Origin of the sequence: Mangrovicella endophytica (assembly GCF_002893625.1) — a bacterium.
In the GTDB taxonomy this organism is placed as follows: Bacteria; Pseudomonadota; Alphaproteobacteria; order Rhizobiales; family Rhizobiaceae; genus Mangrovicella; species Mangrovicella endophytica.
The window spans coordinates 281,005-302,164 of the sequence record NZ_PKMZ01000001.1 but is presented as its reverse complement, the minus strand read 5'-3'; the positions used below and the strand labels follow the sequence as shown (position 1 = coordinate 302,164).

15 protein-coding genes are annotated in these 21,160 nt (G+C 66.9%); 2 read left to right on the top strand and 13 right to left on the bottom strand.

Annotated elements, in window-relative coordinates:
• Position 1 precedes the first annotated feature (1 nt).
• Together C0R46_RS01380 and C0R46_RS01375 are read right to left on the bottom strand one after the other, a co-directional pair.
• A complete protein-coding gene (locus C0R46_RS01380; RefSeq protein ID WP_102957790.1) occupies positions 2-790 on the bottom strand; it encodes a hypothetical protein in 789 nt (262 codons plus the stop codon).
• A 126-nt stretch (positions 791-916) separates the two neighbouring features.
• Positions 917-1,867, bottom strand: coding sequence for a DMT family transporter (locus C0R46_RS01375; protein WP_245413369.1), 951 nt, complete (start codon positions 1,865-1,867; stop codon positions 917-919).
• A 203-nt stretch (positions 1,868-2,070) separates the two neighbouring features.
• On the opposite strand from C0R46_RS01375, the gene pepN reads away from it, so the two are divergent.
• Together pepN and C0R46_RS01365 are read left to right on the top strand one after the other, a co-directional pair.
• Positions 2,071-4,716 (top strand): aminopeptidase N, encoded by a 2,646-nt coding sequence (gene pepN / locus C0R46_RS01370; RefSeq protein ID WP_102957788.1) that lies wholly within the window; start codon positions 2,071-2,073, stop codon positions 4,714-4,716.
• A 170-nt stretch (positions 4,717-4,886) separates the two neighbouring features.
• The gene (locus C0R46_RS01365) at positions 4,887-7,193 is read left to right on the top strand and encodes a PAS domain-containing sensor histidine kinase (protein WP_342586483.1); all 2,307 of its coding nucleotides are present in this window, start codon (positions 4,887-4,889) and stop codon (positions 7,191-7,193) included.
• Between the two features lie 61 nt (positions 7,194-7,254).
• On the opposite strand, the gene C0R46_RS01360 is transcribed toward C0R46_RS01365, so the two are convergent.
• From C0R46_RS01360 to C0R46_RS01310, 11 genes are all read right to left on the bottom strand, one after another.
• On the bottom strand, positions 7,255-10,236 hold the full coding sequence (locus tag C0R46_RS01360; protein ID WP_102957786.1) for a bifunctional [glutamine synthetase] adenylyltransferase/[glutamine synthetase]-adenylyl-L-tyrosine phosphorylase: 2,982 nt from the start codon (positions 10,234-10,236) through the stop codon (positions 7,255-7,257).
• Positions 10,229-11,641, bottom strand: a complete 1,413-nt coding sequence (locus tag C0R46_RS01355) for a sensor histidine kinase (RefSeq protein ID WP_245413368.1) — start codon at positions 11,639-11,641, stop codon at positions 10,229-10,231. The genes C0R46_RS01360 and C0R46_RS01355 overlap by 8 nt, the downstream gene beginning before the upstream one ends.
• Before the next feature lie 30 nt (positions 11,642-11,671).
• Positions 11,672-12,352, bottom strand: a complete 681-nt coding sequence (locus C0R46_RS01350; RefSeq protein ID WP_198598212.1) for a response regulator transcription factor — start codon at positions 12,350-12,352, stop codon at positions 11,672-11,674.
• Positions 12,353-12,496: 144 nt separating this feature from the next.
• Positions 12,497-14,020, bottom strand: a complete 1,524-nt coding sequence (locus C0R46_RS01345) for a Do family serine endopeptidase (protein WP_102957783.1) — start codon at positions 14,018-14,020, stop codon at positions 12,497-12,499.
• 259 nt (positions 14,021-14,279) lie between these two features.
• Positions 14,280-14,759 carry a cytochrome c-type biogenesis protein gene (locus C0R46_RS01340; protein ID WP_102957782.1) on the bottom strand — a complete coding sequence of 160 codons (480 nt, stop codon included), beginning with the start codon at positions 14,757-14,759 and terminating at the stop codon, positions 14,280-14,282.
• Positions 14,760-14,830: 71 nt separating this feature from the next.
• Positions 14,831-16,822: a heme lyase CcmF/NrfE family subunit gene (locus tag C0R46_RS01335; protein WP_102957781.1), complete on the bottom strand. Its 1,992-nt coding sequence runs from the start codon at positions 16,820-16,822 to the stop codon at positions 14,831-14,833.
• A complete protein-coding gene (ccmE, locus tag C0R46_RS01330; RefSeq protein ID WP_102957780.1) occupies positions 16,819-17,334 on the bottom strand; it encodes a cytochrome c maturation protein CcmE in 516 nt (171 codons plus the stop codon). The genes C0R46_RS01335 and ccmE overlap by 4 nt, the downstream gene beginning before the upstream one ends.
• Complete coding sequence (ccmI, locus tag C0R46_RS01325) at positions 17,331-18,548, bottom strand: c-type cytochrome biogenesis protein CcmI (RefSeq protein ID WP_102957779.1); 1,218 nt, start codon at positions 18,546-18,548, stop codon at positions 17,331-17,333. The genes ccmE and ccmI overlap by 4 nt, the downstream gene beginning before the upstream one ends.
• Before the next feature lie 123 nt (positions 18,549-18,671).
• Positions 18,672-19,118: a hypothetical protein gene (locus tag C0R46_RS01320; protein ID WP_157944518.1), complete on the bottom strand. Its 447-nt coding sequence runs from the start codon at positions 19,116-19,118 to the stop codon at positions 18,672-18,674.
• Positions 19,119-20,504: an ATP-binding protein gene (locus C0R46_RS01315; RefSeq protein ID WP_102957777.1), complete on the bottom strand. Its 1,386-nt coding sequence runs from the start codon at positions 20,502-20,504 to the stop codon at positions 19,119-19,121.
• Positions 20,485-21,156, bottom strand: coding sequence for a response regulator transcription factor (locus C0R46_RS01310; RefSeq protein ID WP_102957776.1), 672 nt, complete (start codon positions 21,154-21,156; stop codon positions 20,485-20,487). The genes C0R46_RS01315 and C0R46_RS01310 overlap by 20 nt, the downstream gene beginning before the upstream one ends.
• Positions 21,157-21,160: the final 4 nt, after the last annotated feature.

Genomic DNA, 21,160 nt, shown 5'->3' with positions numbered 1-21,160 from the left:
ATCAACGGATTGCGCGGCACAAACTCCGCTCGACCTCTTGCCTGACGATCGAGGAGAGCATCTGACCTTTCAGCGGATCCTGAGTGAAGCCGACAAGCTCCGCCACATCATCCCGACCAAGGAAGCTTGCCAGCCGAACGCCCGCTTCATGCGACATCGCGGTGATGCGCGATGTGTAATTCTCACGCGAGTTCTTCGATTCGGCGGTGATGTCGTGATCTATCCCGATCGCCTCCTGAAGAAACGGATATCCGATGTTGGATGATGCGATCGTGTCGAAATCGATGAACGTCGCTCCCCGCTCTGCAAAGAATGCCCGCTGCTCTCTCGAGAAGGCGGCAAGTTCGTCGACATAGTGTTGGAGCGATTCTCGCGACGTGACGTCTTCGAAGCCGATGGCGAGGTTGTGCAGTATCGCAGACGTGAAGCGGCCTGGGTCACTCCTGTCGACAAAGATATATCGGGGCTGACCCAGCATCGCCGTCATCCGACCGAGACCTCTTGCCATGCCGTTGCTCAGATAGTCGCTGAATTCCTCAGCGGAAATGAGAACGCGTTCTGCTCCTATCGCCTGTCGCAGGATAGAACGAAGATACATCCCGAGAAGATCGTCGTCTCCGTTCTTCATCGCCAAGGCAAGATCGTTGTGCGCGATCTGATTGGGGTGGCCAGGGCGTATGACGGGATAGGAAAGGCCTTTGGCGGCGAGGGACTGCCTCTGTCGGAAAAAGAAGTGCTGCAGGGTTGTCGTGGCCGTCTTGTGAGGCCCCACATGTACGTACAGTTCCACGCACCAACCTCGAAATACACTTCAGCTTCATCCTTGCAGACAAGATGAGCAGGATCACATCACTTGTTCGACAGGACAGCGCGCCAGCAGGTCTCCGCCGCTACGATTGACGAGCGCTGGCGCCGCCTAGCCCTGCGGCGGCGTCACACGGCGACTTTCGCGTCGTGGCAGGCCGAGCCGGCTCTCGCGCCAGATGATGAAGATCCCGGCCGCGACGACGATGGTGGAGCCAATCAGCGTCGAGGCGCCGATGGCTTCGCCGAACAGGGCGTAGCCAATGCCGATGGCGAGGATCAGTGAGGTGTATTCGAACGGCGCGATGGTCGAGGCATCAGCATAGCGGTAGCAGGCCGTGAGCAGCAGTTGCCCGACACCGCCGCAGAGGCCAGCAGCCACTAGAAGCGCGGCCTGCTCGGGCGTCGGCCAGACCCACCCGAAGACGATCGTCAGCAGCGACAAGCCGGTCGAGGTCAGCGAGAAGTAGACGACGATCGTCGCGGTCTTTTCATGCCGCACCAGACGCCGGATCTGGATCATCGCTACCGCCGAGAAGGCGGCGCTGACGAGCGATGCCGTGATGCCGATGGTTGTTCTCGCATCCGGAACGCTCCCCATGATCCCCATGTTCGGCGTCGTCACCACGAGCACGCCGAGCAGCCCGATGACCACCGCGCTCCAGCGATAGGCGCGTACGGTCTCGCGCAGGAAGACGGCGGCGAAAACCACCGTCAGCAGCGGCGCGGCATAGGAGATCGAGATCCATTCGGGATAGGGGAGCCGCGACAGCGCGAAGAAGCCGAGGCTCATCGACGAGACGCCGATGACGCCGCGCAGGACGTGCCCCGCAAAGTCGTCGGTCTTCAGCGCGGTACGGAGATCACCGAGCCAGGCGAGATATGCCACGACCGGGATCAGCGCGAAGAAGGAGCGGCAGAACACCAGCTGGCCGGCCGGGATATCCGGCCCTGAGGCCTTCAGGGAGGTGTGCATGCCGACGAACACCACGACCGAGACGATCTTCAGGGAAATGCCCAGCATCGGGTTCGGCGCCCCATATGCCGCTGCTGGCTCTGCCATGATGCACGTCCGATCGGTTCTGCTTTCGGCCTCCCATGCGGACATGCGACGCTCGGCCGGCTCTCCCTCCGGCCTGAGGGTTTCTATGGCGCAAGGTGCACCACGTCGAGGAAAAGCTTGAAGGTCGGGCGCGAAAGGTCGCGGCGGCATTGGCAAACGCGATCGCTGCGAATAGTTGACCTTGACGGCAGAGGGAACACGGCATGCTCGACACGGATCAAGGTCAGACCGTCAGGCTGGACGATTACCGGCCGACCGATTTCCTCATTCACCTCGTCGACATGACGGTCCGCCTCTTCGAGGGACGGGCCGAAATCGAGACGCGGCTAACGCTCGAGCGCCGCACCGGAACGGCGCCGGACGCGCCGCTCGTGCTCGACGGCGACGAGCTGACGCTGGAGCGGCTGGAGCTGGACGGCACCCCGGTGGCAGCCGACTGCTATGAAGCCTCGCCGGATCACCTCACCGTCAGCGGCCTGCCGGAGAGCGGTCACTTCACGCTCTCGATCGGCACCGCGATCGTTCCCGAAAACAACACCAAGCTGATGGGGCTGTACCGCTCCAACGGCATCTGGTGCACGCAGTGCGAGGCCGAAGGCTTTCGCCGCATCACCTATTTCCTCGACCGGCCGGACGTCCTCGCGACCTACCGTGTGCGGCTGGAGGCCGACCGCCGCGCCGCGCCGATCCTCCTGTCCAACGGCAATCCGGGCGAGACCGGAGACCTCGGCAACGGCCGGCACTTCGCCGTGTGGAACGACCCCTTCCCGAAGCCGTCCTACCTGTTCGCGCTCGTCGCCGGCGCTCTCGACGTCCTGAAGGAGCCCTTCGAGACGATGAGCGGGCGAGAGGTCGAGCTGGCCGTCTATACCGAGCGCGGCATGGCAAGCCGCGCCACCTACGCCATGGACGCGCTGAAGCGCTCCATGCGCTGGGACGAGCGCCGCTTCGGCCGCGAATACGACCTCGACGTCTTCTCCATCGTGGCGATCTCCGACTTCAACATGGGGGCCATGGAGAACAAGGGCCTCAACATCTTCAACCACAAATACGTGCTGCTCGACCCGGACGTGGCGACCGACGGCGACTATGCCGGGGTCGAAACGGTGATCGCGCACGAATACTTCCACAACTGGACCGGCAACCGCATCACCTGCCGCAACTGGTTCCAGCTGTGCCTGAAGGAAGGTCTCACGGTTTATCGCGACCAGGAGTTCAGCGCCGACGAGCGCTCGCCCACGGTCAAGCGCATCAGCTCGGTACGCACGCTGAAGGCCCTGCAGTTCCCGGAGGACCAGGGGCCGCTGCAGCATCCCGTGCGCCCGTCGCAGTACCGGGAGATCAACAATTTCTACACGGCGACCGTCTACGACAAGGGCGCCGAGGTCGTGCGGATGATCGCCACCGTACTCGGACGCGACGCGTTCCGGCGGGGCATGGACCTCTATTTCGATCGGCACGACGGCGAGGCCGCCACGATCGAGGACTTCATCCTCTGCTTCGAGGAGGCGGGCGGCGTTGACCTCACGCAGTTCGCGCTGTGGTACCATCAGGCCGGCACGCCGACGGTGAGCGTATCCGAAAGCTATGATCCGGACACCCGCCGCCTGACGCTCAGCCTGCGCCAGGAGCTTGCTGCCGGGGCCGCCGGCACCGGCACGGCACCGATGCACATACCGCTGCGCTTCGGCCTCGTCGGCTCCAATGGCGAGGACATGGACGCCACGGCCGAGGCTGGCGCGGAGGTCGAAGGCGACGTCATCCATCTGCGCGAGCCCGAGGAGACGGTGGTCTTCGGGGGCTTGGCCGAGCGGCCTCTCGTCTCGATGCTGCGCGACTTCTCCGCGCCGGTGACGCTGAAGATGGATCAGAGCGAAGCCGACCGCCTCGCCCTCGCCCGTCTCGATCCGAACGCCTTCAACCGGTGGCGCGTCCTGACGGACCTCATCGGCGGCGCTCTGCAGGAGGCGAGCCGCAACGCCCAGTCCGGCGGCCAGATCCGCTTCGACCCTCTGATCACGGATGCGGTCATTGCGGCAGCGGCGGACGACGGGTTCGATCCTTCGTTCCGCGCGCAGATCCTGTCGCTGCCAGGCGAGAGCGAGATCGCGCGCATGCTCGGCGAGAATGTCGATCCGGACGCGGTCCATACCGCGCGCACGTTGCTCGACCGGACGATCGGCGAGAAGGGCCGGACGGTCTTCGAGCGGCTGCGGCAGGAGTTTGCGACGGGCGGCGCTTTCTCGCCGGATGCGGAGAGTGCCGGACGTCGCGCGATCTCGAACGTCGCGCTCGACTTCCTGTCCACCGTGGACGGGCCGGCGGCAGCGTCACGGCAATATGCCGGCGCCCGCAACATGACGGACCGGATGGCCGCCTTCAGCATCCTGGTCCACCGCTTCGGTCATGAACCGGAAGCGCGTGTCGCCGTCAGCGACTTCTTCGAGCGCTACAGCACGGACGAGCTCGTCCTCGACAAGTGGTTCACCATCCAGGCGACCGCGCCGCACGGCGAGACCGTCGAGACGGTCAACGTGCTCATGTCGCACCCGGCATTCACGCTGAAGAACCCGAACCGGGCTCGCACGCTGATCGGAGCCTTCGCCGCGGCGAACCAGGTGGCGTTCCACCGCGCCGATGGGGCCGGCCACCGCTTCGTGGCCGATCGACTCCTGGAGCTCGACGCGATCAATCCGCAGATCGCCGCCCGCATCGCCACCAGCTTCCGTTCCTGGCGCAGCCTGGAGCCGGCCCGCCGCGAGTCGGCACGCGAGACGCTGGCGAAGCTGTCTGAAGACAAAGCCTTGTCGGTTGACCTCCGGGATATTGTGGACCGTTCGCTACGCTGATTGACTCATTCGATTCAACTTTAAAGAAAAGCTTAACCATCTCTGGACAAGGTGATTCGCCTCTGCTTGATTGGCGTTGATTCGGACAAGGCGGCGTACCGAATCTGCGGCACTATACGAGGGGTGGTCGGATGAGGGCGGACGCGTCGAGCGTGCCGGCGGGGGGACGTTTGTCCCGAATCGAGGCCCTGCTGAAAGCACGATCGGAGATCTCTGGCTACGCCAAGATCGTTGCCGCTCCAGCCTATCAGAAGCTGCTGCAGGCCGAGCCGGCGCTGCGTCGCGCCATCCCCATCCTGATCGTCATCTTCCTGTCCATGCTGGCGCTGGCACGCTGCATCTCGCTGGTGGAAAGCCGCCAGGCGATCGAGGAGCAGGCGGCACGCGAGCTGAAGATCGCCGCCGCATTGCTGCGCGCCGAAAGCGCCGCGATGGCCGGTTCGGACGGCAGCGTGGATGCCGGCGCATTGTTGACCAGTGGCGTTCCAGCCGACCTCGTCAAGGATGGGCGCTTCGCCATCATCGCCGACGGCAACGGCATCATCACTGCGGCCATGGCCGGCTACGAGAACTATGTCGGGCGCGACCTCAACGACATGCTGTCGGGCGCGCAGCCGCTGATCACCTTCGGCGAGCGGGCCGGCATCCAGTCCACCGATTTCGCCGATGAACCCGCCTTTGTGGCCGCCGCTGCCCTGGCGGGCGAGATCGGCTCGGTGGTCTTCGTCCAGACGGAGGTCGACCTCCTGACGACTTGGCGGCAGCAGGTGTCGCTCAATGTCTCCTTCTTCGCGCTGACCAGCGGCATCATGCTGGTGATCCTCTATGCCTACTTCCGTCAGTCTATGCGCGCCCGCGACGCCGACGCGCTTTATCTCGAGACGCACCAGCGCGTCGACACGGCGCTATCGCGCGGCCATTGCGGCCTCTGGGACTGGGATCTCGCCCGCGGCCGCATCTACTGGTCGCGATCCATGTATGAGATCCTCGGCATGGAGCCGAAGGACAGCGTCATCTCCTTCGGCGACGTCGCGCCGCTGATGCACCCGGACGATGGCAGCCTGTTCGAGGTTGCCCGCTGTATCGCCTCCGGCAAGATCCGCAATCTCGATCGCAGCTTCCGCATGCGGCGCAGCGACGGCAGCTATGTCTGGTTGCGCGGGCGGGCCGAGGTGGTCCGCAGCGCCGGCAACGAGATTCATCTGATCGGCGTCGCCATCGACATCAGCGAGCAGCAGGCCCTCGCCCGCCGCTCGGAGGAAGCGAACACGCGGCTGCAGAACGCCGTGGAGAACATCTCCGAGAGCTTCGTGCTGTGGGATGCCAACAACCGGCTCGTCCTCTGCAATTCGAAATATCAGGAGGTCTTCGGCCTTTCCGATGCCGACATCGCGCCGGGCACGCCTTTCGCCGACGTGATGAGCCGGGCCCGCAAGCCGATCGAGGGACGCGCGATCACGAGCCCGGCATTCGTTGCCGGCGAGCGCGCCGCCGAGGCGCTGATCGCCGACGGGCGCTGGCTGCTGATCTCCGAGCGCCGCACGAGCGACGGCGGCTTCGTCTCCATCGGCACCGACGTCACGCAGCTGAAGGTGCATCAGGAGCGCCTCGCCGACTCCGAGCGCCGGCTGATGGCCGTCATCAACGACCTCTCCATCTCGCGACGCGACATAGAGGCGAAGGCGCGCCAGCTGACCGAGCTTAACGCCAGCTACGCCGCCGAGAAGGAACGCGCGGAAAGCGCGAACCAGGCGAAGACCACCTTCCTTGCCAATATGAGCCATGAGCTGCGCACGCCGCTGAATGCCATCATCGGCTTCTCCGAGATCATGCTGGAGGGCAGCTTCGGCCCGATGGGCTGTCAGAAATATGTCGAATATGCCAGCGACATCCACCACTCCGGCCATTACCTGCTGCGGCTGATCAACGACATCCTCGACATGTCGAAGATCGAAGCCGGCCGCCTCGTGCTGTCGCCGGAGCCGATCGATCTGGCGGAGACCATCGGCGAAGCGTTCAAGTTCGTGGAACTGCAGGCCGGCCAGAAGTCGCTGTCGCTCTCGGCCGACGTGTCCGGGCCTCTGGCGATGGACGGCGACCGCCGCGCCACCAAGCAGATCCTTCTCAACCTGCTCGCCAATGCGGTGAAGTTCACCGACCCCGGTGGCGCCGTGCGACTGCGGGCCCGCACGGTCGACGGTCATGCCGTGATCAGCATCGCCGATTCCGGCATCGGCATCCCGCGCCAGGCTCTCAAAAGCCTCGGCCGACCCTTCGAGCAGGTCGAGAACGAGCTGACGCGCACCAATAAGGGCACCGGCCTCGGCCTCGCCATTGCCCGCTCGCTGGTCGAGCTGCATGGCGGGCGGATGCGGATCGCATCAAGCGTCGGTGTCGGCACGGTCGTGACGCTTCGTCTGCCGCTTCACGCGCTCACCGACGCGGCAGCCGCAGGCCTCATTCGGCAGGCCGCTTGAGAGAACAGCAGAGCCGACGCGCGGGCTGACCGATTGATCAACCCGGCCGGTCGGCGAGGCTCTAGACCTCCCGCTCCTCCGCCTCGACCGTATCGAGCGGCAGCAGGTGGCGAAACTGCCGCCGAACCGCCTCGGTCATGGCCTGCAGCGTCGGATCGATCTCCGCAATGCTCCCGGCGCCGAGGCTAGCGGCAATCCGCGCCGCCAGCCGCTGCGGCAGCGCCTCCACCCGCGTCGCGCCGCTTGGTCCGAGCCGCAGCAGCTGCAGCACCCGCGTGAAAGCCTGCATCGTCGGCGCAAGCAGCTCGCTCTCCGGCGAGCCATGCTCCGTTCGAAGCTCGTCAAAGCGCCGGAGCACCTCCTCCGTGGGTAACCCGATGCTGTCCAGCGGCACGACACCGGCGAGGATCGCCCACTGCGCGATGAACTCGAGATCGACGGTTCCCCCCGGGGCCTGCTTCAAATCGAGCGGACCACTCGGTGGCTTCTCCCGATCGAGCCGCAGCCGCATGGACGCGACGTCATGTGCCAGCGTCGCCGCGTCACGCCGTTCGCCAACGATGGAGGTGATGGCCGCTTCCGCCTCAGCCATCAGGCTCGCCTCGCCCGCGATCGGCCGTGAGCGCGTCAGCGCCATGCGCTCCCACGTCCAGGCCTCGGTCGCCTGATAACGGCGGAAGGCATCGATGTGGGTGGCGAGCGGCCCCTTGTTGCCGGATGGGCGCAGCCGGAAATCGACCTCGTAGAGGATGCCTTCGCGCATTGGCGCGGTGAGCGCCGCTATCAGCCGCTGCGTCAGCCGGGCGAAGTAGGTCGAGGCCGGCAGCGGCTGTGCGCCGTCCGATGCCTCGGCGTCCTCGTCGTGGTCATAGAGAAGGATCAGGTCGACGTCGGAGCCTGCAGTCAGCTCGCGGCTGCCGAGGCGCCCCATGCCGAGTACGGCGACGCGGCCGCCCGCAACCTTGCCATGGCGCTCTACGAACGCGGCCTCCACCGCCTCGAAGCTCGCGGCGATGACGAGATCGGCCACGTCGGAAAAGGCGCGGCCGGCCTCCTCGCCGTCCATCGCCCCACCCAGAAGGCGTGCGCCGAGCAGGAAGCGCTGCTCGGAGGAGACGATGCGAAGGCGGGCGAGCCGGTCTTCGACATGCGTTGCGTCCTGCAGGAAGGTGTCGAGCTGCCGCTTCATCAGCGAACGCGCCGGTATGTCACCGTAGAAGGCTGGGTCGAGCAGCGCATCGAAGACGTGCGGGCGCTGTGCGATCGTCTCGGCGAGGTGAGGCGCCGCCGTGATGATCAGCGCAAGAAGGTCGAGTATCTTCGGGTTCGAGGCGATCAGCGAGAAGAACTGCAGGCCTGCCGGCAGGCCGGAGAGGAACCGGTCGAACGCGGCAACCGCCCCATCAGGATCGGGTGCCGCTGCCAAGGCTTCGAGCAGCGACGGCAAGACGCGGGCAAGGTGCTCGCGAGCCGCCGCGGCCCGGGTGGCGCGATAGCGCCCCTCGCTCCAGCCACGGGCGATCCGCGCCACGTCCTCTGGGCGACGATAGCCCATCTCGGCCAGCACGGCTGCAGCGGCACCGGCATCGCTTTCTCGAACAAGGAGGCCCGGCAGCGAGCTCAACCCTCGCGACGCGGCCCCGCGCCCGGGACTGCCGGCGAAGAGCGCGGAGAAGCGCCGCTCGACCTGTCCCAGTGTCGCCAGCAGCGTGTCGGAGAAGTCGGCGAGCGTGGCAAAGCCGAGAAGCGCAGCCAGACGGCTCAGTCCCTCCTCGGTATCGGGCAGGGTGTGCGACTGCTCGTCGGCCACCATCTGCACGGCATGCTCGACTCGGCGCAGGAGCCAGTAGCAGTCGGTCAGCTCGGTGGCCGTTTCCGCAGCGATCCAGCCGCCTGAGGCGAGAGCTGCCAACGCTTCGTCGGTGCGCCGCAGGCGCAGCTCCGGCGCACGTCCCCCGGCGATGAGCTGCTGCGTCTGCGCGAAGAACTCGATCTCGCGGATGCCGCCGTGCCCGAGCTTCACATTGTGCCCGGCGACCCCTACCTCGCTGAAGCCGCGATGGCGGTCGATGCGGTCCTTCATCGCCTGGATGTCGGCGATGGCGGCGAAATCCAGGTACTTGCGCCAGACGAACGGCGTCAGCTCGCGCAGGAAGGCCTCGCCGGCCGGCCGGTCGCCGGCGATCGGGCGCGCCTTGATCATTGCGGCGCGCTCCCAATTGCGGCCGCTGCTCTCGTAATAGGCGAGCGCCGCGTCGACGGGGATCGCGAGGGGTGTCGCGCCCGGGTCCGGGCGCAGCCTCAGGTCGGTGCGGAAGACGTAGCCGTCCGCGGTGCGGTCGCCGATCATCTTGATCAGGCGCCTCACGATGCGCGAGAAGAGCTCCACGCCCTCGTCGGCATCGACCGCGATACCCGCGTCCGGATCGAACAGGACGATGAGGTCGATGTCGCTGGAGTAGTTCAGCTCACCGGCGCCAAGCTTACCCATGCCGAGCACGAAGAGGCCGCATCCGGCTTCGGGATCGCCCTCGTCGCGCAGTCGCAGCTTGCCGCGGGCATGAGCATCGCGCAGGCAGAAGCGCAGGGCGGCACGGACGGCTGCCTCTGCCAGGCGGGAGAGATCGGCGGTTGTCCGCGCGGGATCGGCCGCGCCGAACAGGTCGCGCAAGGCGATCAGCAGCGACGCCTCGAGCTTGGCCCGGCGCAAGGCCGTCATCAGCAGCGCCTCCGTCGCGCCGTCTCCGGGAAGCGCACCGAGAGCCGCGACGATAGCGCCGATCCGCTCGGCAGCCTCCTCGTCGAAGAGTCGCTCGAGCCAATCGGGATGAGCGAGGCAGACGCTGCGCAGATAGGGCGACAGGTCGAGCACGGCAGCGAGGCGAGCTGCGTCCGTCGACCCATCGGCTAATGCGGCAAGACGCTGGCAACCGGCGTCGGTCGCGACACGACGGAGGTCGGCCAGCCAGCCGGCGGCTGCATTCGCATCCAGGGGCCGGAGCACTCGCTCGCCGCCGATGCGCAAACGCGCCGCCTCAGCCATCTGCGGGCACCACCGCGGTGCCGAGCGGCAGGTCGATCGTGACCTTCAGCCCCGGAGCGGCATCGTCCAGCCGCAGCGTGCCGCCATGGATGGAGGCGATGGCCTTTACCAGCGACAGGCCAAGACCCGAGCCCGGCTTGTTCCGGCTTTCGTCGAGGCGGTAGAAACGCTCCAGCACCCTCTCCCTCCGGTCTTCCGGTATGCCCGGCCCGTTATCAGTAACGGAGAGGCGGCAGCGATCGCCCTCCGCGGCCAGCTCGACGGTGACGACCGGCGGGCGCTCTTCCGTTCCGCCATACTTCAAGGCGTTGTCCACGAGGTTCGCAAGCGCCTGGGCGATCAGCTCGCGGCTGACGGAGGCGATGACCGGCCCCTCCGCCCGCACGCTCAGCGTGCCGCCCGCCGCTTCCGCCACCGGCTCGTAGAGTTCGGCGACATCGGCGACGATACCGGCAAGATCAGTCTCCGCCTTCTCCACCGGATGCGACCCTGCCTCGACGCGCGAGATCATCAACAGAGCATCGAAGGTCCGGATCATCTGATCGGCTTCGCCGATCACGCCCTCCAACGCACTCCGCGCATCCTGCGGTTCCGAGGCATCAGCCAGTGCCGTCTCGGCGCGGTTGCGAAGACGCGTCAGCGGCGTCTTCAGGTCGTGCGCGATGTTGTCGGAGACCTGCCGGAGCCCCTTCTGCAACTGAGCGATACGGCCGAGAAGAAGGTTGAGATTGGCCGAGAGGCGATCGAACTCGTCCTCCGTTCCCGTGACGGGAAGACGCTCGTCGAGATCGCCGCCAAGGATCCGGGCCGTCGAAGCCGACATCCGGTTCAGCCGCTGCAGCGCCTGGCGGCCGACCAGGAACCAGGCGAACAGAGCGCCGACGCCCATCAGCGCCAGTGCCAGGATCAGAGCGCCGCGGACGATGACCCGGAAGCGCTCCTGCTCGGTCTGGTCGCGCCCGACAAGGACGCGCATCCCGTTCGGCAAGGCGACCACCTCCGCGATTGCAAGGTGATAGCGATCGCCCCGCGCGGCATCGGCGCCCTCCCCGTCGCTGCCGTCGGCGAAGCGCTCGTAGCCGAAGGCACCCTCGCTGAAGCCGGCATCGTCGAGAACGCCGGCATCGAGGCTCTGGACGTTGCCGGCCAGGATCCTGCCCGTCGCATCCGTGACGAGGTAGAGCGAGGCACCCGGCTGACGCGAGCGCAGGTCGATGGTGCGCACGAGGCCGACGAGCCCCGTGCTGCGATAGACGCTGGCGAGATCCTCGATCTCGTCGGCAATGGCCTGACGGCTCTGCGTGTGCAGGATATCGGCAGTCGTCGCGGTGACATAGAAGACCAGCACCGCGGCAAAGACAGCAAAAAGGCCGAGATAGATCGCAGACAGCCGGACGGCCGTCATGCGCATCAACGCCCGCAGACGCTGCACGGATCAGGCGCCCGCGCGCATGATGTAGCCGGAGCCGCGCACCGTATGCAGCAAGGGCGGGCCGGCCTCGCGCTCGATCTTCGAGCGCAGCCGCGAGATGTGAACGTCGATGACGTTGGTCTGCGGGTCGAAATGGTAGTCCCAGACGTTCTCGAGAAGCATGGTCCGGGTGACCACCTGCCCGGCGTTCTTCATGAGATATTCGAGCAGGCGGAACTCGCGCGGCTGCAGCACGATGGTCTTGCCGGCTCGCTTGACCTCGTGGGACAGCCTGTCGAGCTCCAGATCGCCGACCCGGTACACCGTCTCGACCTCCTTGGCACCGAGGCGACGGCGCCCAAGCACCTCCACCCGCGCCAGAAGCTCCGAAATGGCATAGGGCTTCGTCAGGTAGTCGTCGCCGCCGGCGCGAAGCCCGGTGACGCGGTCGTCCACCTGTCCCAGCGCCGACAGGATCAGCGCCGGCGTCGGATCACCCTTCTGCCGCAGGCCGGAGATGACGGAGAGGCCGTCACGCTCCGGCAGCATGCGATCGACCACCAGGACATCGAAGTCACGCGTATCGGCCAGATGAAAGCCCTCCGCGCCGTCGGCGGCGTGCTCCACCACGTGGCCCGCCTCCCGCAGGGCGCGGACGAGATAGGCGGCGGCCTCGCGGTCGTCTTCGATGATCAGGATTCGCATCGGCTCCGATGTAGCGGAAGCTGCGGGAGCTGCCATCAATCTTCGTCTCCAGCGTTGAAACGACTGCGGCGGCGGACCTCACCGATCCGCCGCCGCAACTTCGATCGTCATTCCATTCGGAGCGACCGAATGGGGCGCGGCGGGTCAGCTCTTGGCGAGCGGCAGCGCGACGAAGCGGTTCTGGTCGCCGTTCTTCAGCTGGAAGAGAGCCGCCTTGCGCCCGGACTTCGAGGCATCGCTGAGAGCGGTCTCGACCTCACGCTGCGACTTCACCTCCTTGCCGTTGATGGAGACGATGACATCGCCGGCCTGCACACCGCGCTCGGAAGCCGAAGAGTCCGGATCGACGTCCGTCACGACCACGCCCTCACCGTCCTCGGACGGGGTCAGCGTCAGGCCGTAACCGGAGAGCGCCGACGGATCGACGGGCGCGCCGCTGCCCGAATTGTCGGCAACGGCCGTGTCGTCGAGCGCCGACAGGTTGCCGAGCGTCACCGATACCGTCTTGGAGGCGTTGTCGCGCCAGACGGTGATGTCGACCTTGGTGTTCGGGCTGAAGCCGGCGATGGTGCGGGACAGCTCACGCGGGCCCTTCACTGCCTTGCCGTTCACGGCCGTGATGACGTCGCCGGTCTGGATGCCCGCCTTGGAAGCCGGCGTCTCGTTGTCCGGCAGCGTGACGATCGCACCGTCCTCGCCGTTCAGGCCGACGGCCTCTGCGATATCCTCGCTGACAGGTCCAATCTGGACGCCGAGCCAGCCGCGCTGGACGTTGCCCTTGTCGCGCAGCGACTGCACCACGCTCTTGGCAGTCGAGGCGGGGATCGCGAAGGCGATGCCGACATTGCCGCCCGACGGCGAGAAGATCGCGGTGTTGACGCCGATCACATGGCCCTCAAGGTCGAAGGCCGGACCGCCCGAGTTGCCGCGGTTCACCGCCGCGTCGATCTGGATGAAGTCGTCATACGGGCCGGCGCCGATGTCACGGCCGCGCGCCGAAATGATGCCGGCCGTCACCGATCCGCCGAGGCCGAACGGATTGCCGACGGCCACGACCCAGTCGCCGACCCGAATCTTGGAGTCGTCGGCGAAGTCGACATAGGTGAATTTACGATCTTTGCCATCGACCTTCAGCAGCGCGAGGTCGGTGCGCTTGTCGGTGCCGACGAGCTTGGCGGAGAGCTCCGTCGTGTCATCGAGCACGACTGTGAACTCAGTACCGTCCTCGACGACGTGATTGTTGGTGACGAGGTAACCGTCCTCGGAGACAAAGAAGCCCGAGCCCTGCGCCATGGCGGCACGCGGCTGCTGCCGGCGCGGCGCCTGACCACGCGGACCGTTCTGTCCGTTCGGGTTCCCAAACTCGAAGAAGCGCTTGAGCGGGTGGCCGTCCGGAAGGCTGTCGAAGGGCGAACCCATGTCGGACGTGTCGGAGACATCCGCTGCCTTTTCCTTGACGCGGACGGAGACGACGGCCGGCGATACCTTCTGCACAACATCGGCGAAGCCGAAGTTCTGCGCCGGCGCGTCGACCTTCACCGCCTCGGCGAAACTCGGGACGACATTGGTCATCACGCCGCCTGAAAAGGCGAGGCCCGCGACGCCTGCGGCGAGGACGCCAGCGAGAAGGCGGTTACGGTTGGTCTTGGTGCTGGAAGCGTTGCGCATCTGTGATCCTCTTGCATCCATCGAAGCCGCGGGTGGAGCAGTTGCCGTGGGCGACTGGCCACCATCTGGGTCGTTAGATAGGGAGCACGGGATTACGGGACCTTTGCGGCGAAGTGAAATCTTCGTAAGGTTGGCTAAGCGCCTGCCGCAGCGACCGAGCCGAGCCAATCACGCTTGCGGCTCGGCCGAGTCCAACGACCGAGGCTGGACGAGGCGCAACGCCGATGAGGCCAGTCGGCTCGCGAACGGGCTTCGCTGCCTAACGAAGCTCCCCGTCGACCGCCTTCGCCAGGGCAGCCTCCTCGGCCGCATCGAGCCGCTCGACCTCACGCCGGCCGCTCCGCCGCGTTGCAAGCCATGCAGCGGCCACACCGGCGAGGAGGATCGCAGCGGGCGCCGCCCAGAGCAGCATCGTATCCCACTGCAGCGGCGGACGAAGCAGAACGAAATCGCCGTATCGGTCAACGAGATAGGCGATGACCTGCTCGTCCGTATCCCCCGCGGCCAGGCGCTGGCGCACCAGCAGGCGCAGGTCGCGGGCGAGATCGGCATTGCTGTCGTCGATCGATTGATTCTGACAGACGAGGCAACGCAGCCCCGCCGACAGGGCGCGGGCACGCGCTTCCAGCGCGGGATCGGCAAGCACCTCATCCGGATTCACCGCGAAGGCGGCCTGCGGCGCCAGCATCCCGACCGGGGCCGCAGCGCCGGAGGCGAGCAGCAGCCCCACGCCGATCATGGCGAGGCAGCGACGAACGCGGGACGCGCGCCCATTCGGCGATCGTCTGAGCCTTCCGGAGCTCGGCAGCATCAAGCCGTCGCTCCAGCCGGTTTCGCCTTGCCGTGACGGCGGCGGGCCGGTGCGCCGATTCGCAGGCGCCGGTCGGCGAGCGAGACGATACCGCCGCCGGCCATCACCAGCGCGCCGAGCCAGATCAGCGTCACCAGCGGCTTGTGCCAGATGCGCACCACCGTTGCGCCGCCATTCGCATCAGCATCGCCAAGCGACAGGTAGAGCTGCGAGAACAGCCGCGTCCGGATCCCGGCTTCGGTGGTCGGCATCTGCCGGGCGGTGTAGAGGCGCCGGCTGCTTTCGAGCGTGCCCGACTCCGCGTTACCGCGCATCAGCCGGAACGTGCCGACCTCGGCGGTGAAGTTCGGACCGGTGCGCTGGGACAGGCCTTCGAAGCGGATCTCGTAGCCGCCGGCGGCAACGGTGTCGCCCGGCTTCATCGTCGTGATGACCTCGGTGCCGAAAGCACTGGCGCCGACGATGCCGAGCAGCGTGGCGCCGAGCCCGAAATGCGCGATCGCCGTGCCGAAGGCCGAGCGCGGCAGACCGGCCAGCCGCGATAGCCCGATCCTGAACCCGGCACGCCTGAAGTTGGCGCGCTCCCAAAGATCGACGAAGCTGCCCACCATGAGCCAGGCCGAGAGGCCGATGCCCAGCGCCGCCAGCACCGCCACGCCGCGCGTGAAGGCGATCACGAGAATGACGGCGAGCAGCGCTGCGCCCGCGGCGGCATAGAGGCGCTGCGCGGCGCCAAGCAGATCGCCCCGCTTCCACGCCAGCAATGGGCCGAAGGGCACCGCGAAGAGCAGCGGCACCATCAGCGGACCGAAGGTCAGGTTGAAGAACGGAGCGCCGACCGAGATCTTCGCGCCGCCGAGGACGTCGAGAAACAGCGGGTAGAGCGTGCCGATCAGCACGGTCGCGGCAGCGGTCGTCAGGAAGAGGTTGTTCAGGACGAGCGAACCCTCGCGGCTGATCGGCGCGAACAGCCCGCCGGTCTCCAGCGACGAGGCACGCAGAGCAAACAGTGCCAGCGAACCGCCGATGAAGAGGCAGAGGATGGCGAGGATGAAGACGCCGCGCGCGGGATCGGTCGCGAAGGCGTGTACGGAGGTCAGCACGCCCGAGCGGACCAGGAAGGTGCCGAGCAGCGACAGCGAAAAGGTCAGGATCGCGAGCAGGATCGTCCAGATCTTCAGCGCCGAGCGCTTCTCCATGACCAGCGCCGAGTGGAGCAGCGCCGTGCCCGACAGCCATGGCATGAAGGAGGCATTCTCGACAGGGTCCCAGAACCACCAGCCGCCCCATCCGAGCTCGTAATAGGCCCAGTAGGAGCCGACGGCGATGCCGCAGGTCAGGAAAATCCAGGCCGCCAGCGTCCACGGCCGCACCCACCGCGCCCAAGCCGCATCGACGCGGCCGTCGATCAGAGCCGCGACGGCGAAGGAGAAGGCGATCGAGAAGCCGACATAGCCGAGATAGAGAAGCGGCGGGTGAATGGCGAGGCCGATATCCTGCAGGATCGGGTTGAGATCCTGCCCCTCGGGCGGAGTCGGCACCAGCCGGGTGAAGGGGTTCGACGTCGTCAGGATGAAAAGAAGGAAGGCGGAGGTGATCCACGCCTGCACCGACAGGACGTTGGCCCGCAGGCTCTCCGGCAGGTCGCGGCCGAAGGCTGCGACCAGCGCGCCGAAGAAGCCGAGGATCAGCACCCAGAGGAGCATCGAGCCCTCGTGGTTTCCCCAAGTCGCTGTCAGCTTGTAGATGAGCGGCTGCTGCGAATGCGAGTTCGCGAAGACATTGAGGACCGAGAAGTCGGACGTGCCATAGGCGACGACAAGCGCCGTGAAGGACAGGGCCAGCAGCAGGAAGCCGCCGACGGCGGTGCTTCGTCCGGTTTCCATCATGCGGGCGTCGCCGATGCGGGCGCCGACGAGCGGCAGGACGGACTGGATCAGCGCCAGCGACAGGGCTAGGATCAGCGCATAATGACCAGTTTCGACGATCATGAGCCGGACGCCTCCACACTGCCGGCGGCGACGGGCGCCGGCGCGGCATCCTCGCCGCCCGATGCCTTGACCATCCCTTTGCCCTCTTCCCAGAGGCCGCGGGCCTTCAGGTCGTCGACGACTTCCTTGGGCATGTAGTTCTCGTCATGCTTGGCGAGCACGGTGTCGGCGACGAAGACATGATCCGGGCCGAGCGTCCCTTCCGCCACCACGCCCTGCCCCTCGCGGAAGAGATCGGGAAGCAGGCCGCGATAGACGACCGGCACGCTCTCCACCGTATCGGTGACGCTGAAGCGCACCGTATCGGAACCGCCGCGCTGAACCGTGCCCTCCTGCACCAGCCCGCCGAGCCGGACACGCTGTGACGGGCCGGGCGCCTCGGCGGCGATGTCGCTCGGGGAGCGGAAATAGGCGACGCTGTCCGACAGCGCGGTCAGGACCAGTCCCGCCGCAACGGCGATCACCAGCATCACACCGCCAATCGAGGCGAGCCGCTTCTGCTTCCGGGTCATTGTGTAGCTGTTCCCGTCGGTGATGAAAGACCGAGCTCGCGCCCGAATTCGGCCAGTGCCTGCGCCTCGGCAGACGATGCCGGGAACGAGGCTTTTGCCTCGCCAAAGGCTGTCGCTGCCTTCTCGCCCTCACCGAGAACCGTGTAGGAGCGGATCAGCCGCTTCCATCCTTCGACATCGTTCGGGGCGGTTTTCAGGCGGCTGGCGAGCTGCGCGACCATGCCTTCGATCATCGCGCGGCGGTCGCCCGCCGACAGGTCGGCGGCCGCGGCGATGTCCTCGCCCGTCGGCCCGCGCGCCGCCGCTGTCGAGCCCGGGGCTGGCGCTTCCTGAGCGATGGAGGCCGGCGGCTGGGCCGGCGCGCCGTTGCCTGCCGCGGCACGCTTCTGGCGTGCATCGGCGATCGCCGCATTGGCGATCGGCAGCCAGGGCGCCTCGGCCGGGCTCTTGTCGATCAGGTCCTGCCAGGCCACCAGCGCTGCGTCGAGACGGTTCTCCTGCGACAGGTCCAGCGCAAGGAAGAACCGGGCGGGCAGATAGGAGGCGTTCAGCGCCAGCGCCCGCTCAAAGGCGGCGCGCGCATCGTCGGTCACCTCGCCGCCGGCGATCTGCGTGAGCGCTTCGCCCAAGCCGGCCTCGCGATCGGCGGTCGCGCCGAGGAGCCGTGTTGCGTTTCGGAAGGCGCGCTCGGCATCCATCGGCCGTTCCATGCGCAGATAGATCGGCGCGAGCACGGCCCAGCCCTGACCATCGTTCGGATTGGTCCGCAGCCGCTCCTCGGCCTGTGCCACCAGCGATGCAACATCGCGGCCTCCGCTCGGGGCGGCGCGTTCAGCCAGCGGCAGATCCGGCAAGCCCGCCGAGCCGAGATAGGCATAGAGACCGATCGAGGACAGCGGCAGTAGCACAACCACGGCCAGAGTCGCCCCGATCAGCGTCGAGCGGCTGGCGCCGTGTGAGGCCCCCTCGGCTGCAGCTTTGCCCGATGCGCGGAGAAGCCGACGTCCGATCTCGGCACGGGCTGTTTCAGCCTCGAACGCTGCGATGGTGCCGCGGGCGATGTCATCATTCAGCTCGCCGAGCTGGGCGCGATACACCTCCGCGTCATGAGCGGCAGCGGCGGGTCGAGCAGGCGCTGCCGAACGCAGCAGCGGCAACAGCGCAGCGATGGTGGCGAGCGCGGTCAGCGCGGCCGCAATGACCCAGAAGAACATGGGCCACCCTATACGGCATTGCGGACCGCCTCGGGAAGTCTGGAATGACTCCGGACTGCCGCATAGGACACATGCATTCGCCGCTCGCGGGAACTGGTGAACTGCCTCGCCAATCGGCGCCGTTCAGGTGATCGGCATCCAGACGCCGTCGCCCGTCTTGCAGGCGGTGCCGCTGTTCTTCACCGTCTTGCCGCTCCGCGTCAGCGTGTGCGAATAGCCGCGGCAGTCTTGCGTACCGACACGGTAGAGCTGCGTCGGCACCACTTCGCCATGGTAGCCGCCTTCATCCCACGGCACGGGCTGGCCGACCGGACCAAACTGCAGTGCCTGATACTCGGCTTCCAGCGACTTGGCGCGCGCTTCGCCCGTCAGCTTCACGCCGGCGCTGCCGAGCAGGCCGTCGCCAAGCGCCGTGACTCCTTCGGACGTGGGCACCAGCGCCTCGCGCCCACCGGTGACGCAGCCCGCGAGAGGCAGCAGCACCGCCACAATGGCAAGCCGCCCCAGCGATCGAGGCTTGGCCGGAAACCGGTGCCGGAGAGTTCGGGCCGGGGTGCGGGCGGACGTCATCTATGAAGCAATCTCATCGCCGAGGGCACGCGGCAGCACGATCTCGGCCTTCAGGCCGCCGAGCTCGGACCGCGACAGTTCCAGCGATCCACGATATTCGCGCACCGTGTCGGCGACGATCGAGAGGCCAAGCCCGCTGCCGGGTCGCGCTTCATCCAGCCGCCGGCCGCGCTTCAGCGCTTCGGCGATCTCGGCTTGGCTCAAGCCCGGCCCGTCGTCCTCGACGAGCGTCGACACGCTGCCGCTTACCGCCGGCCGCGCTGTCACCCGTACCTTCGACCTCGTCCATTTGGAAGCATTTTCGAGGAGGTTTCCGACGATTTCCTCGTAGTCCTGGCGCTCGCCCGCAAAGACGAGATCCTCGCCCATCGGCGCCAGCTCGATCGTCAACTGCGGGTTCAGCTTGGCAATCACGCGCACCAACCGCTCCAGCGCCGGCTTGACCGGCGTACGAAACACCGCGCCTTCCGATTGCGCCGCAACCCGCGCACGGTCGAGATAGTGCTGCACCTGTACGCGCATCACCTCGCTCTGGTCGGCAACGATCTGGCCGCGCTCGCCGCCGATCGCTTTCGCCTCGTTCATCATGACGGCGATCGGGGTCTTCAGTGAGTGGGCGAGATTGCCCACCTGCGTGCGGGCGCGCTCCACCAGCCGGCGGTTGTTGTCGATGAGGGCGTTCATCTCCACCGTCAGCGGCCGGATCTCCGCCGGAAAGGTGCCGCGCAGGCGATCGGCCCGGCCATTGCGAACATCGCCGAGCGACTTGCGCACGCGCGCCAGCGGCCGCAGGCCGAGAAGGATCGCCACGGCATTCACGAGCACCGAGCCGATGCCCACGAAGCCGAGATAAAGCGCGATCATGTTGTTGAACTGACGGACGTCCGCGGTCACGACGCTGGCATTGCCCATGACGCGGAACCGCGCGGTGTGGTTGGCGCCGTCCAGCACGACCTCGGTCTCCACGACCTGCACCTGCTCGCCATCGAGGCCTTCGGCGAGATAGTCGCGGCGGTAGTTGAAGTCGAAAGGGACCAGCTGGATGGGCGGCGCCTGGATTTCGGAGGCGCCGAGCGACACCGACGACAGCCGGCCGGACGTCTCGGCATTGGCCGGCACGACCTCCCAGTACCAGCCGGACAGCGGCTGCGAATAGCGCAGGTCGCCGAGGTCGGGGGAGCCCTCGAGTCGCCCGAGCGCGTTGGCCGAGACGCTGTTCACGATGTTGTAGAGCTGCGCGATGAGGAGGTCCTCGAAGCCGCGCGAGGCCGTCTGCTGGTAGAGGGTGGAGATCAGGCCGCCGGCCGCGACCAGCGCCGCCACCGCCCAGAGGCTGGACAGAACGATGACGCGGACAGCGAGCGAATCAATGGCTCGCTTCAGCATCCTGCATCCTGTAGCCGAGCCCGCGCACCGTCTCGATCAGGTCGTTGCCGATCTTCTTGCGCAGGCGTCCGACGAAGACCTCCACCGTGTTCGAATCACGGTCGAAGTCCTGGTCGTAAAGGTGCTCGATCAGCTCGCTGCGCGAGACGATCTGGCCCTTGTGATGCATCAGGTAGTCGAGCAGCCGGTACTCGTGGGAGGTGAGCTTCAATGGGCTGCCGTTCAGCGTCACGCGCGATGCCTTCGTATCGAGGCGCAGCGGCCCGCAATGGATCTCCGACGAGGCATGGCCGGCTGCCCGGCGGATCAGCGCCCGAACCCGCGCCAGCACTTCCTCCACATGGAAGGGCTTCGTCACGTAATCGTCGGCCCCGGCGTCGATGCCCGCGACCTTGTCGCTCCAGCGATCACGCGCGGTGAGGATCAGGACGGGCATGGCGCGGCCGTCGCGGCGCCAGCGTTCGAGCACGCTGATGCCGTCCATGGCGGGAAGGCCGATGTCGAGGATGACGGCGTCATAGGTCTCGGTGTCGCCGAGGAAGTGCCCCTCCTCTCCATCGTAGGCCTTGTCGCAGACATAGCCGGCGCCGGTCAGCACCTCCTGGAGCTGGCGATTGAGATTGCGGTCGTCCTCCACGACGAGAATGCGCATGCTG